The organism is Actinomadura vinacea (assembly GCF_039532545.1).
Classification (GTDB): domain Bacteria; phylum Actinomycetota; class Actinomycetes; order Streptosporangiales; family Streptosporangiaceae; genus Spirillospora; species Spirillospora vinacea.
This window is the reverse complement of record NZ_BAAARW010000039.1, coordinates 345,249-365,287: the sequence shown is the minus strand read 5'-3', so window position 1 is coordinate 365,287 and position 20,039 is coordinate 345,249. Positions and strand designations below refer to the sequence as shown.

Here is a 20,039-nt window from a genome sequence, read left to right as displayed (position 1 = left end):
ATGTGCACTTACCTCACCCAGAAGGTGGAGCTCGACGGTGCCGCCAAAGGGGCGTCGGGCTGGTTCACGCTGACCGACGGGGCGGTCTACGTCGACCACCCGTACCACGCCTGCCAGGAGCACACGGTGAACATCGACTTCACCAATCCCGGCGAAGGGCCGTCCGCGCGGGTCGCCGTCGAGCTCACCGAGGAGGCGGCGCTGGGCCTGGTCGAGGCCATCCAGAAGGCGCTGGCCTCCGCGCCGCCCGGGCTCGCCTCGGCCGGCGGGAACACCTGATCGGCCGTTGACGGCCATTGCGTCTCCGGGCACAAAGGCCCGGCCGCCCGCGCTCGATCATGGAGTCGGCCGTGGAGCGGAGAGGGTGGTCGTCATGCCGGAACAGGTCTCGGTGAGCGCGCTCGGTCTCCAGCAGATCGCTTACCTGTGCGGGGGCGTGGAGCGAGTCGTCATGTTGGCGCTCATCGACCTGCGCCGGGACGGCCTGGTCGCCGTCACCGTCGCCAGGCCGCGGGTCACCGTGCTCGAGCGCCGCCCGCGTGACCCGATCCAGCGTGTGGTCCTGGACGCGGTGCCCGACAAGGGCATGACGCTGAGCCGGCTCACCCGGGAGGTCGCCGCGTCGGCCGAGGTGGAGGAGATCGTCGCCGCGCTGCGCGCCCGCAAGTTGCTGGGCCGCGGGCGAAGGGGGCGTCGGCCGCTGTCGCGACGAGGCGTACTCGGCCGTCATGCTGCCGGCGTCGTCGCGACCGCCGCGGCGTCCCTTCACGAAGGCATGCCCGTTTCAGCCGTTCGCCTTGCGCGGGCCGGCGAAGCCGAAGAGGTAGCCGGCGACTTTGCGCATCTGGATCTCCTCAGACCCCTCGGTGATCCGGTAGCGCCGGTGGTGGCGGTAGATGTGCTCGAACGGGGTGTGCCGGGTGTAGCCGAGACCTCCGTGCACCTGCATCGCGCGGTCGGCCGCCTCGCAGACGAAGCGGTTGGCGCGGTAGTTGCACATCGAGACCTTGTCGCTGATCTCCATGTGCGGGACCCGGTCCAGCTCCCAGGCGGTCTTGCGGACCAGGCCGCGCAGCATCTCCGCCTCGGTCTGCAACTCGACCAGCGGCCACTGGATCGCCTGCCGGGTCGCCAGCGGCCGCCCGAACGTGCTGCGCAGCCGGGCGTACTCGACGCTGCGGTCCACGCAGTACTGCCCGGCGCCGACGCCGGACGCCGCCTGCCGGATGCGGTTCTCGTGCACGAACGTCTGCGCCACCGCCAGGCCCTCGCCCTCCGCTCCGAAGATCGCCGAGCCGGGGACGCGCACGTCGCGCAGCGTCACCTCCGCGTGGTCGGTGGGCATGTTGAACGTCCACCAGTGGAAGTCGACCGAGAAGCCGGGGGTGTCGACCGGGGTGATGAAGGCGGTGACGCCGCGCGCGTCCCCCGGCTCGCCGGACGTCCTGGCGAACACGACGTCGTGGGTGGCCGAGTGCATCCCCGAGTTGAAGCGCTTGGCGCCGTTGATGATCCAGTCGTCGCCGGCGCGGACCGCGGTGGTCTCCATCCAGGTGGCGTCGCTGCCGTGGTCGGGTTCGGTGAGCCCGAAGCCGATCCGCTTCTCCAGGACGAGCATCGGCTCCAGGAACTCCTCCTTCTGCTCCGGCGTCCCGAACTCCAGCAGCATGTGCGCGAACGGGAAGTTCCCGACGACCGACGCCTCGTTCTGCAGGTCGTTGTGCAGGCCCAGGCCCCTGTGCGCGAGATGTTCGCGGATCACCGCCATGTCGAGGTTGGTGCCGCCCGAGCCGCCCGCCTCTTCGGGCAGGCCGTAGCGCAGCCAGCCCGCGGCGTCGGCGCGGCGGAACATCTCTTCGAGCAGTTCCTCCCACTCCGGCCGCGGCACGCCGCCGTTCTCGAAGTCGGTGCGGGCGTACTCGCGGCGGTGGTCGAAGAAGCGCTCGTTGCCGTCCTGCTCCTCCAGCGGGTCGATCTCCCGCTCGATGAAGTCGTCGAGGTCTGCGAGGAGCCGGGTCAGCTCGTCGGGTAGCGCGAAATCCACAAGTCCTCCTGTACGGAACGGCACGCGGAGGATCGCCACGTGCGGGACCGGCTTCCCCCTCCCCTGACGCGCCGCCATCGTACGGATAAGTGAACGCTTGCTCAAGCATGCCGGAGCGGCCACCGCGCTCGACACTCGGGTCGAGATCGAAAGCCACATTTCCTCCTTTTAGGGATAAGACAACTGCCATCGACAGGCCGCATCGGCCTTTTCTCTCCAGTTGACAGGATGGCCTGACCTTCCCGGTCAACGCTCGCCACGACGGCGGCACCGTAGATCTTCGATTGGCCATAACATCGGTGGCCGGCGCCGAGAAATCCCGCACCTGAACGCATCCGGAAATTCCGCCTCCCGGCAAGGAGAAGGCGTGGACCGCGCACGCCGAATACGACCATGAGCGAAGACTGGGCACAGGAGATCCGCGTCCGCAAGAACACATTGCGGCTGGGCGGCCACGTCTACCAGATCCGGAACCTGGCGCGCGTCCAGGAGGAGGACTGGACGCCGGATCTGGGCTATCCCGCCCCGGCCGTGCTCCGCGCGCGACTGGCGCTCATCGTCGCCACGGGCCTGCTGGGCATGGTCATCGCAGGTGCGGCGGCGGGGGCGGGAGCGGCGCTCCTGGTCCTCGCCGCCGCAGGCGTCCCCGCCGCCCGTACCGCCTACCAGCTCTGGCGCCTGGCCGACAACAGGCGCCGGCACGCGGTCATCGTCGAGACCTGCGGGCCGCACATCGGCGTGTTCAGCACCGAGAACGAGGGGGCCGCGCACCGGCTGTTCGAACTCATCGTCTCGGCCATCGAGGAACCGGAGCGCGAATTCCGCCAGCAGATCAACGTCCGTATCGAGGGCGACCAGATCAACCAGACGGCGAACGGGTCCGGAAACATCATCGGCAAGATTCTCACCGGGAAGTAGACATGCCGGAAGACCGCGAAAGGCCGAACATCAGCGTCGGCCAGGACATGATCGAAATGACCGTGCAGGGCGGCGGGATCGGTATCGGAAAGGTCTCCGGCGGCACTCCCGACCGGCTGCCCGAGGCCATCGACGCGCTGCGGGAGATCCTGCGGCGGCTGCAGGACGAGGGCCTCGTGGACGAGCAGGGCGAACCCGTCGACGAGGCGGCCGTCCAGGCCGAGGCCGCCCGCCACCGGGGCGTGTTCCGCCGCATCCTCGGCACGATGAACCGGTCCGCCGGCGAGGCGATGCTGGCGTCGGTCGGCGGAGGCGCCGCGGCCACGGTGGTGGAGACGCTGGTCAGCGGTGCTTGAGACCGCTCAGGAAGCGCACCACCGCGGGGCTCGCGACCTCGCGGAACTCCTCGAAGTAGGCGTGCCTGGCACCGGGGACGAGAAAGAGCTTCGCCCCGGGAATCCGGTCGGCGAGCAGCGGGGCGTTGGCGGCGGGGTTGAAGACGTCGTCGCTGCCGTGGACGACCAGCGTGGGGGCAGAGATCGCGGGGAGCACGTCCCAGGCGTCGTGCCGGGCGCTGGCGGCCAGGTGGCGGCGGCGCGCGAAGCCCGGCATGGCCGGATCGCCGGTGGTGTTGTGCGGGCCGGGATGGTCGGCCAGCCAGGCGGGCGTGTACATGAGTTCCAGCAGTGCCCTGGTCACGGCCTCGGGATCGGCTTGGGCCAGGGACTTGCGCACCGAGTCGTCGCGTTCGATGCCGTGCGCGCCCCCGGGCGAGGTGCACCCCAGGATCAGCGACGCGACCCGCTCCGGGTGGTCGGCCGCGACCCACTGGGCGACCCGGCCCCCCATGGACGTGCCGTACACGTGCGCGCGGTCGATGCCCAGATCGTCCAGGACGGCGATGACGTCGGCGGCGAACCCGCGGGTGCTGTACGGCTCGTCGGGCTTGTCGCTGTCGCCGGTGCCGCGGTAGTCGAGGGTGATCGTGCGGTGGGTGTGCTCGAAGTCCCGCCTGACCCCGTCCCACCAGCGGTGGGAGTTGGCCTGCCCGGCCAGCAGGACGAGCGGCTCGCCGCCGCCGCCCACCTGGTGGGCAAGGCCGACGCCGTCCGCGGCCGTCGCGCGGGCCATCGCGCCCCCTTGTGTCGATACCGTCCAGAAACGCCTGGCCAAGGCTACTTGACCGGCGCGGATGATCCGCGCCGGGCGTCCCCGGCGGCGGGTCTCCGGGCCGCCGCGCGCCGCCGCGGGCGACATCGTCGATCCTTGCCGTGGACGGCGCCGCCGTCCCGGGCTAGCGTGCCAGGGAAATGATCATCTCTCGGGGGCGGAAGGAGCCGTCATGCCCGGTTCCCGCACAGTCCGGCGCCTGGCCGGGATCGTCGCCGCGGTGCTGGCCGTGAGCGGCCTCGCCGCGCCCGGCGCCGACGCCGGCGCCGTCGGCAAGGATCCCCGGCTGCTCCGCCTGCTCCGGACGATGACGCTGGAGGAGAAGGCCGCGCAGCTGTTCGTCCTGCAGGTGCACGGCAAGAGCGCGGACACCACCGACCCGGCGGACGTCGCCGCCAACCGGAAGCTGTACGGGGTCGACAACGCGGCCCAGGTCATGACCCGGTACAACCCGGGCGGGTTCATCTACTACTCCGCCAGCCCCGCGAACGTGACGAGTCCCCGCCAGCTCGCCGCGTTCTCCAACGGGATCCAGCGTGCCGCCATGGCGCAGCGGGTCCCGATCCCGGCGACGATCGCGACCGACCAGGAGGGCGGTATCGTCGCCCGCGTCCCGGCCCCCGCGACGCAGTCGCCCGGAAGCATGGCACTGGCGGCCGGGCGCCGGACGGGCGACGCCACCGAGCTCGCCCGGATCACCGGCCGGGAGCTGCGGGCCATCGGCGTCAACCAGAACTACGCGCCCGACGCCGATGTCAACGTCGACCCGGCCAACCCCGTGATCGGGGTGCGGTCGTTCGGGTCCGACCCCGGCCTGGTGTCGAAGATGGTCGCCGCCCAGGTCGCCGGGTACCGGAAGGGCGGGGTGACCGCCACCATCAAGCACTTCCCCGGCCACGGCGACACCAAGACCGACAGCCACACCGGCGTCCCGGAGATCGGCCACACCCGCGAGGAGTGGGAGCGGATCGACCTGCCCCCGTTCCGCGAGGCGATCGCCCGCGGCGTCGACTCCATCATGACCGCGCACATCGTCGTCCCGGCGCTGGACGCCTCGGAGGATCCCGCCACACTGTCGCGCCCCATCCTGACCGGGATCCTGCGCGACCGGCTGCGCTACCGCGGCCTCGTCGTCACCGACGCCCTCGACATGGACGGCGTCCGCGCGAAGTACGGCGACGAGCGCATTCCCGTCCTGGCGCTCAAGGCCGGGGTGGACGTGCTGCTCAAGCCACCGGCCGACGCGTCCGGCAACGGCGTGTTCACCCGGCAGCGCGACGCGGTGGTGAACGCGGTCAGGAGCGGCGAGCTGACCGAGCGCCGCATCGACGAGTCGGTCTACCGGATCCTGGAGGTGAAGCAGCGGCGCGGCCTGTTCCGCGATCCCTACGCCGACGAGGCCGAGGTCGACCGGGTCGTGGGGACGGCGCGGAATCTCGCGGCGGCCCAGCGCGCCACCGACCGCACCACCACGCTCGTCAAGAACGGGGCGAACCTCCTGCCGCTCGCGCCCGGTGCCCGCAAGGTGCTGGTGGCCGGCTGGGGCGCCGCGCCGACGGCCGCGCTCGGCGGCGAGATCGCCGCGCGCGGGGCGACCGCGACCGTGCGGGAGACCGGGCTGAGCCCCGGCCAGGCGCAGATCGACCGGGCCGTCGCCGCGGCGCGGGAGTCCGACCTGGTCGTCGCCGTCACCAACCGGGCCTGGGACGTCGAGCCCGAGAGCGGGCACAACGGGCCGGGGCAGATGAACCTCGTCAAGGCGCTCATCGCCACCGGGAAGCCCGTCGTGGTCATCGCCGCCCGCGATCCGTACGACATCGCCTACTTCACCGAGGCGAACACCTTCCTGGCGACCTACTCCTACACCGCGGAGGCGCTGCGGGCGGTGGCCAAGGTGCTGTTCGGCGAGATCGACCCCGCGGGACGGCTGCCGGTGACGATCCCCGTCCGCGACCAGACCGCCGCGCTCTACCCGTTCGGGCACGGCCTCGGTTACGAGCGCTGACGTTCGCCATCCCCTTGTTCCAGGGCGATTCTGTCTACCTGGCCTTTATTTTGCCCTCTTCTGGCTGCCCAATTACGCACAAATCGGGACGTGGCGGGATCACAACATGTGTCCGACACACCAGCCATTGAAGTGGAGAGAATATTGCGCAAGGTTCGTTTCCGGACCATCGGCCGGCGCGTCACCCTGGGATCCATGGCCGGTCTCATCGCGGCCGGCGGGTTCTCCACCGCCTTCGCCTCTTTCGCGAGCGCCGACACCAACACCGACACCATCGACCGCATGACCGTCGGCACCCCCGGCCCCAGCCCGTACACGCCGGTCGCCAACACCGACCAGATGCCCGGCGGCACGAGCGGCACCGGGCACAACGCCCCGTGCGACCCCGGCAAGCTGGCGGAGACCCTGCAGGCGAACCCCGCCAAGGCCGGCGCCTGGGCCGGCGCGCAGGGCATCACCGTCCAGCAGATCCCCGGCTACCTGTCCCAGCTCACTCCCGGCTACCTGAGCACCGACACCCTGATCGTCAACCACGCCTACACCGGCGGCAAGGACACCGGCACGCCCACCGTCCTCCAGGCCGGCATGGGCGTCCTCAAGGACCGCGACGGCACCCCCGTCGTCAAATGCAACTGCGGCAACCCGCTCACCAAGCCCAAGAAGGACTACTCCACCAAGGACGCCAAATACACCGGCCCTTCCTGGTCCGGATTCGATGCCGGTCGCATCACCAAGACTCCGCCCGCCGGCCAGACCCCCGGCAACGGCAGCACCGGCAGCGGCGCTATGAAGAAGAAGCCGAAGGACTGGAGGGAGTACCACGAGTGGTGCGAGAAGAACCGCCGGCCCGACGTCGACTGCAGCAAGTACATCCCGCCGCCGAACTACGGGGATGAGGAGGGCGACCACGGTGACTCCGGCACCACCGGCAACCCGCCGCCTGTCTACGAGCCCCTCCCCGGCGACGAGCCCGGCCAGACCGGGCAGCCCGACCAGGGCACTCAGCCCGACCAGGATGGCCAGAACGGCCCGTCCGGGCAGTCCGGAGGCGTCGACGAGCCGATGCCGGGCACCGGCCCGCAGAGCGACACGCCCGTCGCCCCGCAGGGCCCGGCCGGCACCGACCAGGGCGCGACCGGCGGCGGGTGACGCTCACGATCGATGACCGATAGCCGGCACGCGAACCGGAAGCCCGGAGACCCGTCGAGGTCTCCGGGCTTCCTCAGCGTGCGCGCCGGTGCGGTCCGTCAGCGCCGGACGGAGGCCTGCCCGCGGGTGAACCTGCGTTCGATCAAGACCAGCAGGTGGTTGAACAGGAGCCCGATCACCGAGATCGCAATGATCCCGGCGTACATGTCCTGGATCGCGAAATTCTGCTGGGAGGCGTTGATCAGATGGCCGAGGCCCTCCTTCGCCCCGACCATCTCGGCCACGATCATGACCAGGACCGCGGTCGCGCCGGCCAGCCGGATCCCGGTGAAGACCGTCGGTACCGCGGCCGGCAGGACCACCTTCTGGAAGATCCGGGGCACCGGCAGTCCGAGCGACCTGGCCGCCTTGACGAGGGTGGGGTCCACGGTGCGCACCGCGCTGATGGTGTTGAGCAGGATCGGCCACGTGCACGCGTACAGCACGATCGCCACCTTCGAGGTCTCGCCGATGCCGAGGATCAGGATGAAGACCGGCAGCAGCGCGATCGCGGCGGTGTTGCGGAACAGTTCGAGCAGCGGGCCGAGCAGCTCGGCGACCGGACGGTACCAGCCGATCAGCAGCCCGAGCGGCACCGCGACCACGATCGCCAGCGCGAAGCCTGTCAGCGACCGGGTCAGGCTGGCCTCGGTGTTGCTCCAGAGCCGCCCGTCGCGGGCCAGCTCCCACAGCGCGGGGACGATCTCCGACAGCGGTGGCAGGAACGTCCGGTCGACCAGCCCCGCGCGCGGGGCCAGCTCCCAGACGGCCAGCAGCGCGACGATGGCGGCCGTGCGCCTGAGGAGCGCGGCCGCCTGCCCGGCGACCTTGCGGACGGGCCCCCGCCGGGCGGGGCGCGGGGGCGCCGCGGGTTCGACGGCGGCGGGGGCCTCCAGCGTGCTAGCCATGGGAGACCGCCTCCCTGCGCGGCGCGGGGACGGCGAGCCGCTGCGCGGCCTGGACCTCGTCGCGCAGCAGCGACCACACCCGGTGCCGGTGCGCCGCGAACTCCGGGCTCGACCTCAGGTCCGCCATGTCGTGGCGGGGGCCGAGGTCGATGTCGACGATCTCCTTCACGCGGCCCGGGCGCGAGGTCATGACCGCCACCCGCCCGCCCAGGTAGACGGCCTCGTCGATGCCGTGGGTGATGAACACGACGGTCTTGCCGGTGCGCTCCCAGATCCGCAGCAGCTCGTCCTGCAGCAGGTCGCGGGTCTGGGCGTCCAGCGCGGCGAACGGCTCGTCCATGAGGAGCACGTCGGGGTCGTAGGCCAGGCTGCGGGCGATCGCGACCCGCTGTTTCATGCCGCCGGACAGTTCGTGCGGGTAGTGGTCCTCGAAACCGGTCAGGCCGACGAGGGCCAGGTAGTGGCGGGCGGTCTCGGCACGTTCCCGCCGGCCCAGGCCCTTGGCCTCCAGGCCGAACTCGACGTTGCGCCGTGCCGTGCGCCAGGGGAACAGCGCGTACTGCTGGAAGACCACGCCGCGGTCCAGCGCCGGGCCGGTGATCTCGTCGCCGTCCAGCAGGACGCGTCCGGTGGTGGGCCTGGTCAGGCCGCCGAGCAGGTCCAGGAGCGTGGACTTGCCGCAGCCGCTCGGCCCCACGACGACGAGGAACTCGCCCTCGGCGATGTCGAGGCGGGTGTCGTGCAGCGCGGTCAGCTCGCCGCCGCCCCGGACCGGGAAGGTCTTGCCGACCTCCGAGATGCTGATCTTCGTGGTCACGCTCGGCTCCCGCCGGCCGCGTACGGATTGAACTCGTTGGTGTAGAGGCCGCCCGGCCGGACCCTGCCCCTGGGGATCTGGCCCCGCTGCTCCAGCCAGGTGATCCAGGTGGTGAACTCGCGCTCGGCGATGACGCCGCCCTTGCCGGCGACGCCGTAGGACTTCCAGTACTTCAGCGCGTCGGCGCTCTCGTTCCGCCCGCGCGCCCGCACGATCTTTGTGAAGCGGGCGATGACCTGGTCGCGCGGCGTGGTCCGCGACCACTCGATCGCCTTGGCCACTCCCGCGGTGAAGGCCCGCACGGTCTCGGGGTTGCGCTTGACGAAGTCGTCGCGGAAGACGTAGGTGCCGCCGGTGAAGGCGCCCAGGAAGTCGTGGTCGCTGAACACCTTGCGGAGCCCGCCGGCGGCCTGCGCCTTCTCCCGGAAGATCCCGCCGAGCACGCCGACGTCGATCTGCTTCTGCCGCAGCGACTGCTCAGTGGTGATCGGCGGCACCACCAGCGGCTCGACCTTCCCGATGTCGCCCGCGGTGAGCCCGTTGCGCTGGAGGTAGAGGTCCAGCACGGCCTCGGCGTGCGCGCCGAGCGTGTTCATCCCCACCTTCTTGCCGATGAAGTCGCGGGGGTGTGCGACCGGGCTGCCGTCAGGGACGAAGAACCCCTGGTAGGACTCCCGGTCGCTGCCGTAGTAGCCGATGACCGAGGTCAGCGGCGCACCGGCCGCCTGGAGCTTGACCACCGCGCCGTTGAAGGCGCCGCCGAAGTCGATCTGACCGGTGGCGGCGGACTGGATGTCCTGCGGCCCGCTGGTGGTGTCGCCGGCCCAATCGAGCTTGACGTCGCCGAGGTAGCCGAGGTCCTGGGCGAGTTCGGGGGGCGTGACCTGGCCGGTCGACCCCTGGTACCGCAGGGTCGTGGTGCGTCCCGGCCCGCCGCCCAGCGCGGGGCCGCAGGCGGCCGCGGCGGAGCCGGCCGTCACGGTGAGGGCGGCGATCGAGAGGAAGCGGCGTCTTGTCGTGGGTGTGCTGCGTGTCGTGCGCAAGGTCGTACTCAGGGTCGTGCTCAAGGGGTCTCCCGGGACTGATGGACTGGACGGTCGTCAGGTCTCGGGTCGACACAGGGCGCTGGCCTGCCGCCGGAAGTCGACGTGCAGGCGCGCGACGAGGGGGACGCGGCGGATCACTCCGTGAGCATGTCCGGAAGATCCATAGTAAGTCAATAGATTTAGTAGGAAATATTCTCCATTTAACCAGTAGGAATAGTTGACTCAGGTTCGTCGCCATGATTCGCTAGCGGCCATGCGGTCTCCGCTCCTCCTCACCCGCCGGCGGCACGTGGACCTGGTCCGTGTCGCCGCCTCCGCCTGTCGGCGCTGACGCGGCCCCCTGCCACACCCCCATCGCCGCCCACCGCTCGACCGTCCGCCCACGGGCGAACGCCCGTGCCGCGGATCCCGTATTCCTCGGTCCCGTTTTTCACGGTCCGTTCTTCTTCAGGAGGCATGTCAAGTTGTCCGAGTTCGAGGTCCGCAAAGTAGGCGGCCGCATCGGTGCCGAGGTCGTCGGCGTCGATCTCCGCGAGCTGCCCGCGAACGTGTTCGCCGAGATCCACGCCGCCCTGCTCGAGCACAAGGTCCTGGGCTTCCGCGGCCAGGAGCTGACCGACGCCGACCAGCTCGCCTTCGCCGCCCGGTTCGGGCCGCTCACCGGCGCGCACCCCACGGTGCCCTCGGTCGAGGGCCAGCCGCAGGTCCTGCCCGTCGACAGCGAGTCGGGACGGGCCAACCAGTGGCACACCGACGTCACCTTCGTCCAGTCCCCGCCCAAGGTCAGCACGCTGCGCAGCCTGGTCGTCCCGCCGCACGGCGGCAACACGCTGATCGCCAACACCGCCACCGCCTACCGGGACCTGCCCGAGGAGCTGCGGCTCTTCGCCGACCGGCTGTGGGCCGTGCACACCAACGACTACGACTACGTCAAGCCGACGGACACCGGAGCCGACCCCGACAAGGTGGCCGAGCACCGGCGCGCCTTCCTGTCCCGCACATGGAAGACCGCCCACCCCGTGGTACGGGTGCACCCCGAGTCGGAGGAACGGAACCTCTTCATCGGCGGGTTCGCGCAGAGCATCGTGGGGCTGTCGTCCCGGGAGGGCCGGGCGATCCTGGACATCTTCCAGTCCTATGTCACCCGCCCGGAGAACGTCTTCCGCTGGGCCTGGGCACCGGGCGACCTCGTGCTGTTCGACAACCGGATCACCCAGCACTACGCGCCGGACGACTACGGCGACCTGCCCCGCCGCCTGCATCGTGTCACCGTCGCCGGCGACGTGCCGGCCGGCGTGGACGGCCGGCGCAGCTACCGGGTCGAGGGCGACGACGCCGCCCACTACACCCCCGCCGCCACCGCGGCCTGACCTGACCGGATGACCGGGGCCGGTGCCGAGAGCGGCACCGGCCCCGGCTCACAGCCGCGGCTCCTCACCGGCCGCCCCGATCACCGGACCCGATGCTCGGTCGGGTGAGACGGCGAACTGGACCGTCCAGAGCGCGGCGACGAGGGCGTCGAAGTGGGCCAGGAGTCCGCGGAGGCCCCGGAGGTCGGTCACCTGGTCCGGACGGTTCACTGCGCGGCCCATCGCGTCGGCGGCGAGGCGAAGCCTGATCACCCGGGTCACCAGCAGCCGGTGCCCGCCCGTGCCGGTCCCCGCCGCCCGAAGGGCGGACAACGCCGCGTCCAGTTCCGCCCGGATCTGCTCCACCGCCATCCGCCCCTCGTCCAGCAAGACCGGAGGGAGCGGCGCGCTGCTCTGCAGGCACGAGAGACGGTACAGGCGGGCGAGGGCCGGACGGCACCGCAGAGCATATTCGCGCAGGTCGGGCCAATCCGGGGCATCCTCCAGGCACGGAAGCGGTTCCATGTGCACGATTGTGCGCACCGGCCTCCGCTCCCGCGTCGATTCGAGTGAGTCCGTCCGTGACAGTGCCCGTGACAGGACGCGGTCAGATCCTCTACAGCCAGCCGACCGCGGAGAAGTCCGTGAAGGCGATGCTGGACGCGGCCGGGGAGGGTTTCCCGCGATGGGTGTTCCCCCCCACCTGCCCGGCCCGCCGTCACGATGACGGCGGGCCGGGCTCCTTGCCCGATCGTCGGATATCAGGACTCGGCGCGGTCTCTGGTGCGCCGGCGGACGAGGCGGCGCACCAGGGGCCACATCAGCAGGACGGCGATGACGGCGTAGACCGTGGCGGCCAGCGGCGAGTTCACCAGGCCGGTCAGGTCGCCGTCGCTGATCTGCAGGGTGCGGCGCATCTGCTGCTCGGCGGCCGGGCCGAGGATGGCGCCGATGATCGTGGGGAGCACCGGCAGGCCGTACCGGCGCATGCCGAAGCCGATCAGGCCGATCAGCAGGAGCAGCAGCAGGTCCAGCACCTCTCCCCCGACCGCGTACGCGCCGACCGCCGCGAAGAACAGGATCCCGGCGTACAGGTACGGGCGCGGGATGCGCAGCAGCTTCGCCCACACCGGCGCGAGCGGGAGGTTGATGACCAGCAGCAGGACGGTCCCGATGAACAGGCTGGCGATCAGCCCCCAGACCAGCTCGGGCTCGCGATCGAACAGCAGCGGGCCCGGCTGGATGCCGTACTGCTGGAACGCCGCCAGCATCACCGAGGCGACCGCGGTGGTCGGCAGCCCCAGCGTCAGCATGGTCACCAGCGTGCCGGCGGCCGACGCGCTCGCCGTCGACTCCGGCCCGGCCACACCCTCGATGGCACCGGTGCCGAACTCCTCGGGACGCTTGGAGAGCCGCTTCTCGGTGACGTAGGACAGGAACGTGGGGATCTCCGCGCCGCCGGCCGGGATGGCCCCGAACGGGAAGCCGATGACCGGGCCGCGCAGCCAGGGCCGCCAGGTCCGCCGCAGGTCGGCCTTGGACAGCCAGGGCCGGCCGACCGGGATCGGCTCTCCGGACGAGCGCCGCAGGTGCGCGGCCACCCAGAGCGACTCGCCGAGCGCGAACAGGCCGACCGCGACCACGACCACGTCGATGCCGTCGGCCAGGTGCAGCGAGCCGAAGGTGAGCCTGGACTGGCCGGTCATCTCGTCCATGCCGACCAGGCCGATGGTGAGGCCGATCAGCAGGGCGGCGAACCCGCGGATCCGGGACGAGCCGAGCACCGAGGTCACCGCGACGAACGCCAGCACCATGATCGCGAAGTAGTCGGCGGCGCCGAGGTCGACGGCGAGGCCGGCGACGGTGGGGGCCAGCAGCACCAGCGCGGTGGTGCCGATCATCCCGCCCACGAAATGGCCCATGGCCGCGGCCGCCAGGGCCTGCGGGCCGCGGCCCGAGCGGGCCATCGGATGGCCTTCGATGGCGGTCACCACCGCGGCGCTCTCACCCGGGGTGTTCAGCAGGATCGAGGTGGTCGACCCGCCGAACATCCCGCCGTAGTAGACCCCGGCGAACATGATGAAGGCGGCGGTCGAGTCGAGCCCGTAGGTGACCGGCAGCAGCAGCGCGACCGCCATCGCCGGGCCGATGCCCGGCAGCACGCCGATCGCGGTGCCGAGCAGGACTCCCAGCGCGGCGAAGAACAGGTTGGCCGGCGTCAGCGCGGTGCCGAAGCCGTTCAGGAGGTCGGGGATCTGGTCCACGGTTCAGAACACCTCCATCAGCGGCCCGCCCGGCAGGGGCACACCGAGCAGTTCGTTGAAGACGAACCACGTGGTCAGCGACAGCGCCACCGCGATCAGCGGGTCGAGCACGATGTTGCGGCTGCCCAGCGCGTACGCCGCGCCCCAGAACATCGCGGCCGACGACAGCGGGAACCCGATCGTCCCGATCAGCGCGGCGTTGCCCAGGAACGCGCCGGACAGCAGCAGGACGGCCCGCCAGTCGACGGGGCTGTCGAGGTCGACGTCCTCGCCGGCCTCGGCCTGGCCGCGTCCGCCGCGCAGCACGTCGGCGGCCAGCAGCACGGCGACCACCAGGAGCAGCGACCCGACCACGATCGGGACGGCCTTGGGCCCGACGGGTCCGCGCTGGGCGAAGTCGGTGGGGATGCGCAGCGCGTCGGTGATGACCAGCACGCCGAGGGCGAGCAGGAAGGCGCAGACCCCGAATTCGGAGCGTTTGACGTTCATGCCAGGCCCAGCTCCTTCAGCACCGAGGCGACCCGGGCGTTCTCCGACTCCAGGAACGCGCCGAACTCCGTGCCCGGCTGGAAGGCCGGGGTCCATCCGTTGCGCCGCAGCGCCTCCTGCCACTGGGCGGTCTGCTGGAGCCGGGTGAACAGCGTGATCAGCTTCCTCTTCGAGTTGTCGGTCAGCCCGGGCGGGGCGACGATCCCGCGCCAGTTGGTGAAGTCGACGTCCACCCCGGACTCCTTGAGCGTCGGCGCGTTGATGCCGGGCGCGCGCTCGCCGCCGGTGACGGCGAGGGGGCGCAGCTCGCCGGCCGCTATCTGGTCGCGGGTCTCGCCGATGCCGGAGACCCCGAAGCCGACCTTGCCGCCCAGCATCGCGGCGGTCAGCTCGCCGCCCCCGTCGTAGGGGACGTAGTTGACCTTGCGCGGTGCGATGCCGACGGCCCTGGCCATCAGCATCGGGGCGAGGTGGTCGGGCCCGCCCGGCGACGAGCCGCCGCCGACCGGGACCTTGCCGGGGTCGGCCTTCCACGCCTCGATCAGCTGGCCGATGGTCCGGTACGGCGAGTTCTTGCCGACCGCGATGACGTCGGACTCCTCGGTCAGCCGGGCGATCGGGGTGGTGTCGGCCAGCGTCGAGGGCGTCTTGTTGGTGTAGACCGAGCCGACGACCCCGAGGCCCATCGACATCACCAGCCGGCCGTTGCCGCGCTCGCCGACGATGCGGCCGAGGCCGACGGTGCCGCCGGCCCCCGGCAGGTTGAAGACCTCGATGTCGCCGTTGAGGCCGGCGTCCTCGATGGCCTTGGCGGCGGTGCGGGCGGTGATGTCGTAACCGCCGCCCGGCGCGTTGGGGACCAGCACCCGCAGGCCGCGGATCCGGGTGCCGGTCTCCTCGCCGCCGGCCGACACCAGGGGCGGGACCAGCAGGGCCAGCAGCACGGCGGCGGCGGCCGCGAGCCAGGCTTTCGCGTTCTTCATCCGGACGGCACTCCTCCTCGGCGTGGACCAGATTCGTTCATGTGGACCAGATTCGTTCATGTGGGGCAGGGCAGGCATATGGGGTAGGGCGGGGCAGGAGGCGCCATCATGCCGGGTGCCGGGCTCCAGGGTGCGCTTGTGCGCGTATCGATACTTTTGGTCATTCTGGTCGCGGTCCGCCCGGTCCTCCCCTCCATGCCGGCATGCCATAGTGAGTCGGGTCACAGACTCGGGTCACGCGGTCAGGCCGCACAGTCACGCAGAGGAGACAGGCATGTGAGTCCGGTCAGATCCCTCGCCGGTCAGCTGCTCGCCTGGCAGATGGTGATCGTGCTCGCACTGCTCGGCTGCGTCGCGGGCATCTCCGCCGTCCAGGCCGGCCGGGGCTTCGTCGACACCGAGGGCGGCAAGCTGCTGTCGGTCGCCGAGAACGTGGCGGCCACCCCCGGCGTGCGCGGCAGCCTCGCCGATCCGGTCCGGCGGGACCCGCTGGCCACCTTCGCCGAGAGCGCCCGCACGCTGTCCGGCGCCGACGCGGTGACCATCACCGGGCCGGACCGCCGCGTCCTGGCCGGCCCCGACCCGGACCGGCTGCACGCGCCGCTGCCGCTCGGGGAGAGCACGGTGACGCGCGGACGGGCCTGGGTCGGCGAGGTCGACGGCCGGCTCGTCGCCCACGTGCCGGTCATCGGCACCCCCCGCGACGGGCGGGGCCCGCACATCATCGGCATCGTCGCCGCCGACAAGGCCATGCCCGGGCTCCTGACCCGCCTCACCGCCTCCCCCGCCGGCGCGCTCGCCCTGCTCGGCGTCGCCACGCTGCTCGGTCTCGCCGGGTCGCTGCTGCTCACCTGGTGGGTGAAGCGGCAGACGCTCGGCCTGGAGCCGCGGGAGATCACCGGCCTGGTCGAGCACCGGGAGGCACTGCTGCACGGGATCAAGGAGGGCGTGCTCGCCATGGACCAGCAGCACCGGATCACGCTGGTCAACGACCAGGCCCGGGGGCTGCTCGCGCTGCCGGACGGCTGCCTGGGCACCGCCGTCGACGAGCTGGCCGTCAACGAGCGGCTCCGCGACGTGCTCACCGGCCGGGCCAGCGGCGCCGACCAGATCGTGCTGCGCGCGGGCCGGGTGCTGGTGCTCAACCGGATGCCGATCTCGCACGGCGGCCAGCGGCTCGGCGCGGTGGTCACCCTGCGTGACCGCACCGAGCTGGCGGCCCTGCGGGAGGAGCTGGAGACCTCCGCGCGCGCCACCGACACGCTCCGCGCCCAGGCGCACGAGTTCACCAACCGCCTGCACACCATCGCGGGGCTGATCGAGCTCGGCGAGTACGACGAGGTCCGCAACTACGTGGACCGGGTCAGCCGGACGCACCACCAGTGGCAGGACCAGGTCACCGCCCGGATCGGCGACCCGGCGGTCGCGGCGCTGCTGATCGCCAAGGCCAGCGTGGCCGCCGAGCGCGGCATCGGGCTGCGGCTGGCCGCCGACAGCCGGCTGGACCCGGTGGACGAACCGCTGTCGGCCGACCTGGTCACGGTCATCGGCAACCTGGTGGAGAACGCGCTGGACGCGCTCGCCGGCAGCGGCGGCGACTGGATCGAGGTGGCGATCCGGCACGACGCCGACGCGGTCTCGGTCGTGGTGCGCGACTCCGGGCCCGGGGTCGCGCCCGACATCGCCGCGGAGGTCTTCGCGCACGGCTTCACCACCAAGGCCGCCGGGTACGGGCCGCGCGGGCTCGGGCTGGCGCTGACCCGGCAGGCCTGCACCCGCCGCGGCGGCTCGGTGGAGGTCCGCAACGCCGTCGGCGCCGAGTTCACCGCGCGGCTGCCGCTCGCCGCGGGGGCACCGTCGTGATCAGGGTCCTGGTGGTGGACGACGATTTCATGGTCGCCAAGATCCACAGCGGCTACGTGGAGCGGACCGAGGGCTTCACCGTGGTCGAGGTGGCCCACACCGGGGCGCAGGCGCTGCGCGCCGTCCGCGAACTGCGCCCCGACCTGGTGCTGCTCGACATCTACCTGCCCGACATCGACGGGCTGACCGTGCTGCGCGAGCTGCGCGCCGACCCGGCCGGCGCGGACACCGACGTCGTGGTGATCACCGCGGCCCGGGACGCCGGCACCATCCGCGGCGCGATGCGCGGCGGCGCCCTGCACTACCTGATCAAGCCGTTCTCCTATCCGGCGCTGCGCACCCAGCTGGAGCACGTCGGATCACTGCGGGAACGGCTGCACCGGCTGGCCCGCGGCGGCCCGGCCGTCCAGCGGGAGGTCGACGACATGTTCGCCTCCCGCCCGCGGATCGCCCGCGGCCTGCCCAAGGGGCTGAGCGAGCAGACCGCGGAGCTGGTCCGGCAGGCGCTGCGCGAGCACCCAGAGGGGCTGTCCGCGAGCGAATGCGCGCAGGCCACCGGGCTGTCCCGGCCCAGCGCCCGCCGGTACCTGGAGCAGTTCGCGACGACGGGCGTCGCGGTCGTGCAGCTGCGCTACGGCGGCACGGGACGTCCCGAGCGCCGCTACCACCCGCAGGCCTGACCACCCGCCCGGCGGGTCAGGAGCGCGGTGGCGATGGCGACCTGCGCCGGGTCCAGCGCCGTCCCGCCGTCCTCGATGTCCCACAACGCGTTCTGCAGGACGCGGCCGAGGGTCCAGCCGGTCGCGCGCCGCCGGTCCAGGCCGAGCACCTCGGTCAGCAGGTCGAAGCGGCGCAGCACCGCGCGCTCCACATCGCCGGTGGCCACGATCTCGTCCCACCTGTTGTCCAGTGCCGGGAGCAGCTCGAACCCGGGATCGCCGGCCAGCGGTTCGGGGTCGATGGCCAGCCACGGCTCCCGATCTCCGGCCAGGATGTTGTCGTAGTGCAGGTCCCAGTGCAGCAGGCGGTCGCCGGGCTCGCCGACCAGTTCGGCCACGGCGGACGCGCAGGTGCGCACCAGCCGCCGTTCGGCCGGGTCGCGCAGCGCGGGCACGGCGCCGGTGACCTGGCCGAGCATGGCGGCGGCGACGTCGGCCAGCCGCCGCAGGCCGGCCGGCGCGGGGACCGATGCCAGCCGCGCCATCAGGGCCGCCAGGATCGTCAGCGCCTCGTGGTCGTCGGCCACCGACGACAGCGGCCTGGTGGCGTCCAGCCGCTCCAGCAGCTGGGTGCCGGTCGCCTCGTCGTGGTCGAGCAGGCGCACGATGCCCTCGCCCCGCCATGCGCGCAGGCCTGCGGCGGCACCGGCGGTCTCCTCCCTGACCTGTAGGAGCTTGAGGACGGCGGGCGTGCCGTCGGCCCGGAGGACGGGCAGGACGAGCGAGGCCATGCCGTACGCGGCCGGGCCGTCGGGCCGCAGCGCCCAGCGGTCCAGGAATTCGCCGCCGAGGCGGGGCAGCCCGGCGATCCAGGCGCGGGCCGAGGCGCCGTTGGTGCCGTAGGACGCGGCGAAGGCGTCCGGAACGTCGATGGGAGCACGCGTGCTCATGTGAAGGGGCCTCCTTCGTGGGGTCCGGTTCAGAGATGCGACCGAGTAACGAAGGAGGTCATGGTGGTGCCCGGCTGCCGGGCAGGCGTCAACGCATGCCCTCATCCTAACCGGACATGATCAGCCGGTGATGCGGACGGGCAGCCTGCGCGGCCCGCGGACCTGGCCGGCGGACCAGGTCACCGCCGCCGGGTCGTCCAGGGTGAACGCCGGGATCCGTTCGAGCCAGACCTCAAGGGCCACGCGCAGCTCCATGCGCGCCAGGTGGGACCCGACGCAGCGGTGGATGCCGAGGCCGAAGGCGGCGTGCCGGTTGACCTCGCGGTCGATGACGACCTCGCCGGCACGCTCGAACTGGTCGGGGTCGCGGTTGGCCGCGGGGAACGACAGCAGCACCCAGTCGTCGGCCTTCATGTCCACGCCGTTCCAGTGCATGTCCTCCTTGACCAGCCGCGCCATCGTGACCGGCGCGTAGGCGCGCAGGAACTCCTCCATCGCGGCCGGCAGCAGGGCGGGCTCGGCGACCAGCCGCTCCCGGTCGGCGGGCGTCCCGGCCAGGTGCCACAGCGACGCGCCGATCGCGCTCCACGTCGTGTCGATCCCGGCGATCAGCAGCAGCGCCATCGTGCCCGCGACATGGGACGGGTCGAGCCTGTCGCCATGGAGTTCGGCGTTGATGAGATAGGTGGTGAGGTCGTCGCGCGGGTCGTCGAGGTGGTCCTGGATCTGGTCGTGCAGGTAGTCGAACAGCTTCTCCCCGCGCGCGAAGCGCTCGTCGGCCGGCAGGTTGACGCCTTCGAGGGCGTTCTCGACGAACTCGCGGTATCGGGGGCCGTCCTCTGGAGGAAAGCCCAGCATGTCGGCGATCACGCGTGTCGGGATGTGCTCGGCGTAGTCGTGGGCGGCGTCGACGACCTCGCGTCCCTCGAACGCGTCGATCAGCGAGTGGCAGAACGCCCGGGTGGCCGCCTCCCGCCCGGCGACCGCGGACCTGGTGAACGCCGGGAGCAGCAGCTTGCGCGCGTCGCCGTGGAACGGCGGGTCGGACGAGATCGGCGGGTTGCCGCCCACCGGCGCCCGCTCGCGCGACGGGCGGAAGTTGCTCATGACGACCGCCCGGGAGGAGAACCGGTCGGTGTCGTAGGCGATCGACGCGACGTCCTCGTACCGGGTCGGCAGCCATCCGCCGCCGAACCGCTCGGTGCGCGCGATCGGGCAGCGCCGCCGCAGCTCCTCCTGGATCGGGTAGGGATCGGCGGCCCACTCCGGTTCCAGATGGGAGAAGTCGGTCGCCCAGTCCGCGACCGGACCGGTGACGATCTCGTTGCGGGTGCCGGGAGGCGGGCCGGTCCGGTGGTCCCGGGGGAAACGGTCGTCGGCGGTCAT

The 20,039-nt window shown here is 71.9% G+C and carries 20 protein-coding genes and 1 pseudogene; 10 read left to right on the top strand and 11 right to left on the bottom strand.

Annotation, left to right across the window (positions count from 1 at the left end):
- Together ABD340_RS42945 and ABD340_RS48230 are read left to right on the top strand one after the other, a co-directional pair.
- Nucleotides 1-279, top strand: coding sequence for a DUF6295 family protein (locus ABD340_RS42945; protein WP_344597306.1), 279 nt, complete (start codon nucleotides 1-3; stop codon nucleotides 277-279).
- A gap of 94 nt (nucleotides 280-373) precedes the next feature.
- Nucleotides 374-772 (top strand): annotated as a pseudogene (locus ABD340_RS48230) (TIGR04222 domain-containing membrane protein); the annotation flags it as partial.
- A gap of 12 nt (nucleotides 773-784) precedes the next feature.
- Here ABD340_RS48230 and ABD340_RS42940 read toward each other — a convergent pair.
- Nucleotides 785-2,044, bottom strand: a complete 1,260-nt coding sequence (locus tag ABD340_RS42940; protein WP_344597305.1) for an acyl-CoA dehydrogenase family protein — start codon at nucleotides 2,042-2,044, stop codon at nucleotides 785-787.
- Between the two features lie 393 nt (nucleotides 2,045-2,437).
- Here ABD340_RS42940 and ABD340_RS42935 point away from each other — a divergent pair, with 393 nt between their 5' ends.
- Nucleotides 2,438-2,962: a DUF6232 family protein gene (locus ABD340_RS42935; protein ID WP_344597303.1), complete on the top strand. Its 525-nt coding sequence runs from the start codon at nucleotides 2,438-2,440 to the stop codon at nucleotides 2,960-2,962.
- Between the two features lie 2 nt (nucleotides 2,963-2,964).
- Nucleotides 2,965-3,318 carry a hypothetical protein gene (locus tag ABD340_RS42930; protein ID WP_344597301.1) on the top strand — a complete coding sequence of 118 codons (354 nt, stop codon included), beginning with the start codon at nucleotides 2,965-2,967 and terminating at the stop codon, nucleotides 3,316-3,318.
- On the opposite strand, the gene ABD340_RS42925 is transcribed toward ABD340_RS42930, so the two are convergent.
- Nucleotides 3,305-4,093 carry an alpha/beta fold hydrolase gene (locus ABD340_RS42925; protein ID WP_344597300.1) on the bottom strand — a complete coding sequence of 263 codons (789 nt, stop codon included), beginning with the start codon at nucleotides 4,091-4,093 and terminating at the stop codon, nucleotides 3,305-3,307. The two genes, ABD340_RS42930 and ABD340_RS42925, sit on opposite strands and share 14 nt — an antisense overlap.
- Before the next feature lie 211 nt (nucleotides 4,094-4,304).
- On the opposite strand from ABD340_RS42925, the gene ABD340_RS42920 reads away from it, so the two are divergent.
- A complete protein-coding gene (locus tag ABD340_RS42920) occupies nucleotides 4,305-6,137 on the top strand; it encodes a glycoside hydrolase family 3 protein (protein ID WP_344597298.1) in 1,833 nt (610 codons plus the stop codon).
- A gap of 195 nt (nucleotides 6,138-6,332) precedes the next feature.
- Complete coding sequence (locus ABD340_RS42915) at nucleotides 6,333-7,286, top strand: DUF6777 domain-containing protein (RefSeq protein ID WP_344597297.1); 954 nt, start codon at nucleotides 6,333-6,335, stop codon at nucleotides 7,284-7,286.
- Nucleotides 7,287-7,384: 98 nt separating this feature from the next.
- Here the strand turns inward: ABD340_RS42915 and ABD340_RS42910 are convergent, their stop codons facing one another.
- Genes ABD340_RS42910 through ABD340_RS42900 form a run of 3 tightly spaced genes read right to left on the bottom strand, consistent with a single transcriptional unit; the run spans nucleotide 7,385 to nucleotide 10,117 of the window.
- Nucleotides 7,385-8,233: an ABC transporter permease gene (locus ABD340_RS42910; protein ID WP_344597295.1), complete on the bottom strand. Its 849-nt coding sequence runs from the start codon at nucleotides 8,231-8,233 to the stop codon at nucleotides 7,385-7,387.
- Nucleotides 8,226-9,050 carry an ABC transporter ATP-binding protein gene (locus tag ABD340_RS42905; RefSeq protein ID WP_344597293.1) on the bottom strand — a complete coding sequence of 275 codons (825 nt, stop codon included), beginning with the start codon at nucleotides 9,048-9,050 and terminating at the stop codon, nucleotides 8,226-8,228. The genes ABD340_RS42910 and ABD340_RS42905 overlap by 8 nt, the downstream gene beginning before the upstream one ends.
- Entirely contained in the window at nucleotides 9,047-10,117 is a 1,071-nt protein-coding gene (locus ABD340_RS42900; RefSeq protein ID WP_344597291.1) for an ABC transporter substrate-binding protein, read from the bottom strand. Before ABD340_RS42900 ends, ABD340_RS42905 begins: the two co-directional genes overlap by 4 nt.
- A 232-nt stretch (nucleotides 10,118-10,349) precedes the next feature.
- Here ABD340_RS42900 and ABD340_RS48225 point away from each other — a divergent pair, with 232 nt between their 5' ends.
- Nucleotides 10,350-10,427, top strand: coding sequence for a putative leader peptide (locus ABD340_RS48225; RefSeq protein ID WP_425547531.1), 78 nt, complete (start codon nucleotides 10,350-10,352; stop codon nucleotides 10,425-10,427).
- A 133-nt stretch (nucleotides 10,428-10,560) separates the two neighbouring features.
- Nucleotides 10,561-11,466, top strand: a complete 906-nt coding sequence (locus ABD340_RS42895) for a TauD/TfdA dioxygenase family protein (protein WP_344597290.1) — start codon at nucleotides 10,561-10,563, stop codon at nucleotides 11,464-11,466.
- Between the two features lie 48 nt (nucleotides 11,467-11,514).
- On the opposite strand, the gene ABD340_RS42890 is transcribed toward ABD340_RS42895, so the two are convergent.
- The 4 genes from ABD340_RS42890 to ABD340_RS42875 form a co-directional block, all read right to left on the bottom strand.
- Nucleotides 11,515-11,970 (bottom strand): hypothetical protein, encoded by a 456-nt coding sequence (locus tag ABD340_RS42890; protein ID WP_344597289.1) that lies wholly within the window; start codon nucleotides 11,968-11,970, stop codon nucleotides 11,515-11,517.
- A gap of 236 nt (nucleotides 11,971-12,206) precedes the next feature.
- Nucleotides 12,207-13,709: a tripartite tricarboxylate transporter permease gene (locus ABD340_RS42885; RefSeq protein ID WP_344597287.1), complete on the bottom strand. Its 1,503-nt coding sequence runs from the start codon at nucleotides 13,707-13,709 to the stop codon at nucleotides 12,207-12,209.
- A gap of 3 nt (nucleotides 13,710-13,712) precedes the next feature.
- Nucleotides 13,713-14,198, bottom strand: coding sequence for a tripartite tricarboxylate transporter TctB family protein (locus ABD340_RS42880; RefSeq protein WP_344597285.1), 486 nt, complete (start codon nucleotides 14,196-14,198; stop codon nucleotides 13,713-13,715).
- On the bottom strand, nucleotides 14,195-15,181 hold the full coding sequence (locus tag ABD340_RS42875) for a Bug family tripartite tricarboxylate transporter substrate binding protein (protein ID WP_344597284.1): 987 nt from the start codon (nucleotides 15,179-15,181) through the stop codon (nucleotides 14,195-14,197). Before ABD340_RS42875 ends, ABD340_RS42880 begins: the two co-directional genes overlap by 4 nt.
- A gap of 276 nt (nucleotides 15,182-15,457) precedes the next feature.
- Between ABD340_RS42875 and ABD340_RS42870 the strand changes: the two genes are divergently transcribed.
- Together ABD340_RS42870 and ABD340_RS42865 are read left to right on the top strand one after the other, a co-directional pair.
- Entirely contained in the window at nucleotides 15,458-17,044 is a 1,587-nt protein-coding gene (locus ABD340_RS42870) for a sensor histidine kinase (RefSeq protein WP_344597283.1), read from the top strand.
- Nucleotides 17,041-17,724 (top strand): response regulator, encoded by a 684-nt coding sequence (locus ABD340_RS42865; protein WP_344597281.1) that lies wholly within the window; start codon nucleotides 17,041-17,043, stop codon nucleotides 17,722-17,724. Before ABD340_RS42870 ends, ABD340_RS42865 begins: the two co-directional genes overlap by 4 nt.
- On the opposite strand, the gene ABD340_RS42860 is transcribed toward ABD340_RS42865, so the two are convergent.
- Both ABD340_RS42860 and ABD340_RS42855 read right to left on the bottom strand, forming a co-directional pair.
- Nucleotides 17,706-18,653, bottom strand: a complete 948-nt coding sequence (locus tag ABD340_RS42860; protein WP_344597280.1) for an aminoglycoside phosphotransferase family protein — start codon at nucleotides 18,651-18,653, stop codon at nucleotides 17,706-17,708. The two genes, ABD340_RS42865 and ABD340_RS42860, sit on opposite strands and share 19 nt — an antisense overlap.
- 120 nt (nucleotides 18,654-18,773) lie before the next feature.
- Complete coding sequence (locus ABD340_RS42855) at nucleotides 18,774-20,039, bottom strand: cytochrome P450 (RefSeq protein WP_344597278.1); 1,266 nt, start codon at nucleotides 20,037-20,039, stop codon at nucleotides 18,774-18,776.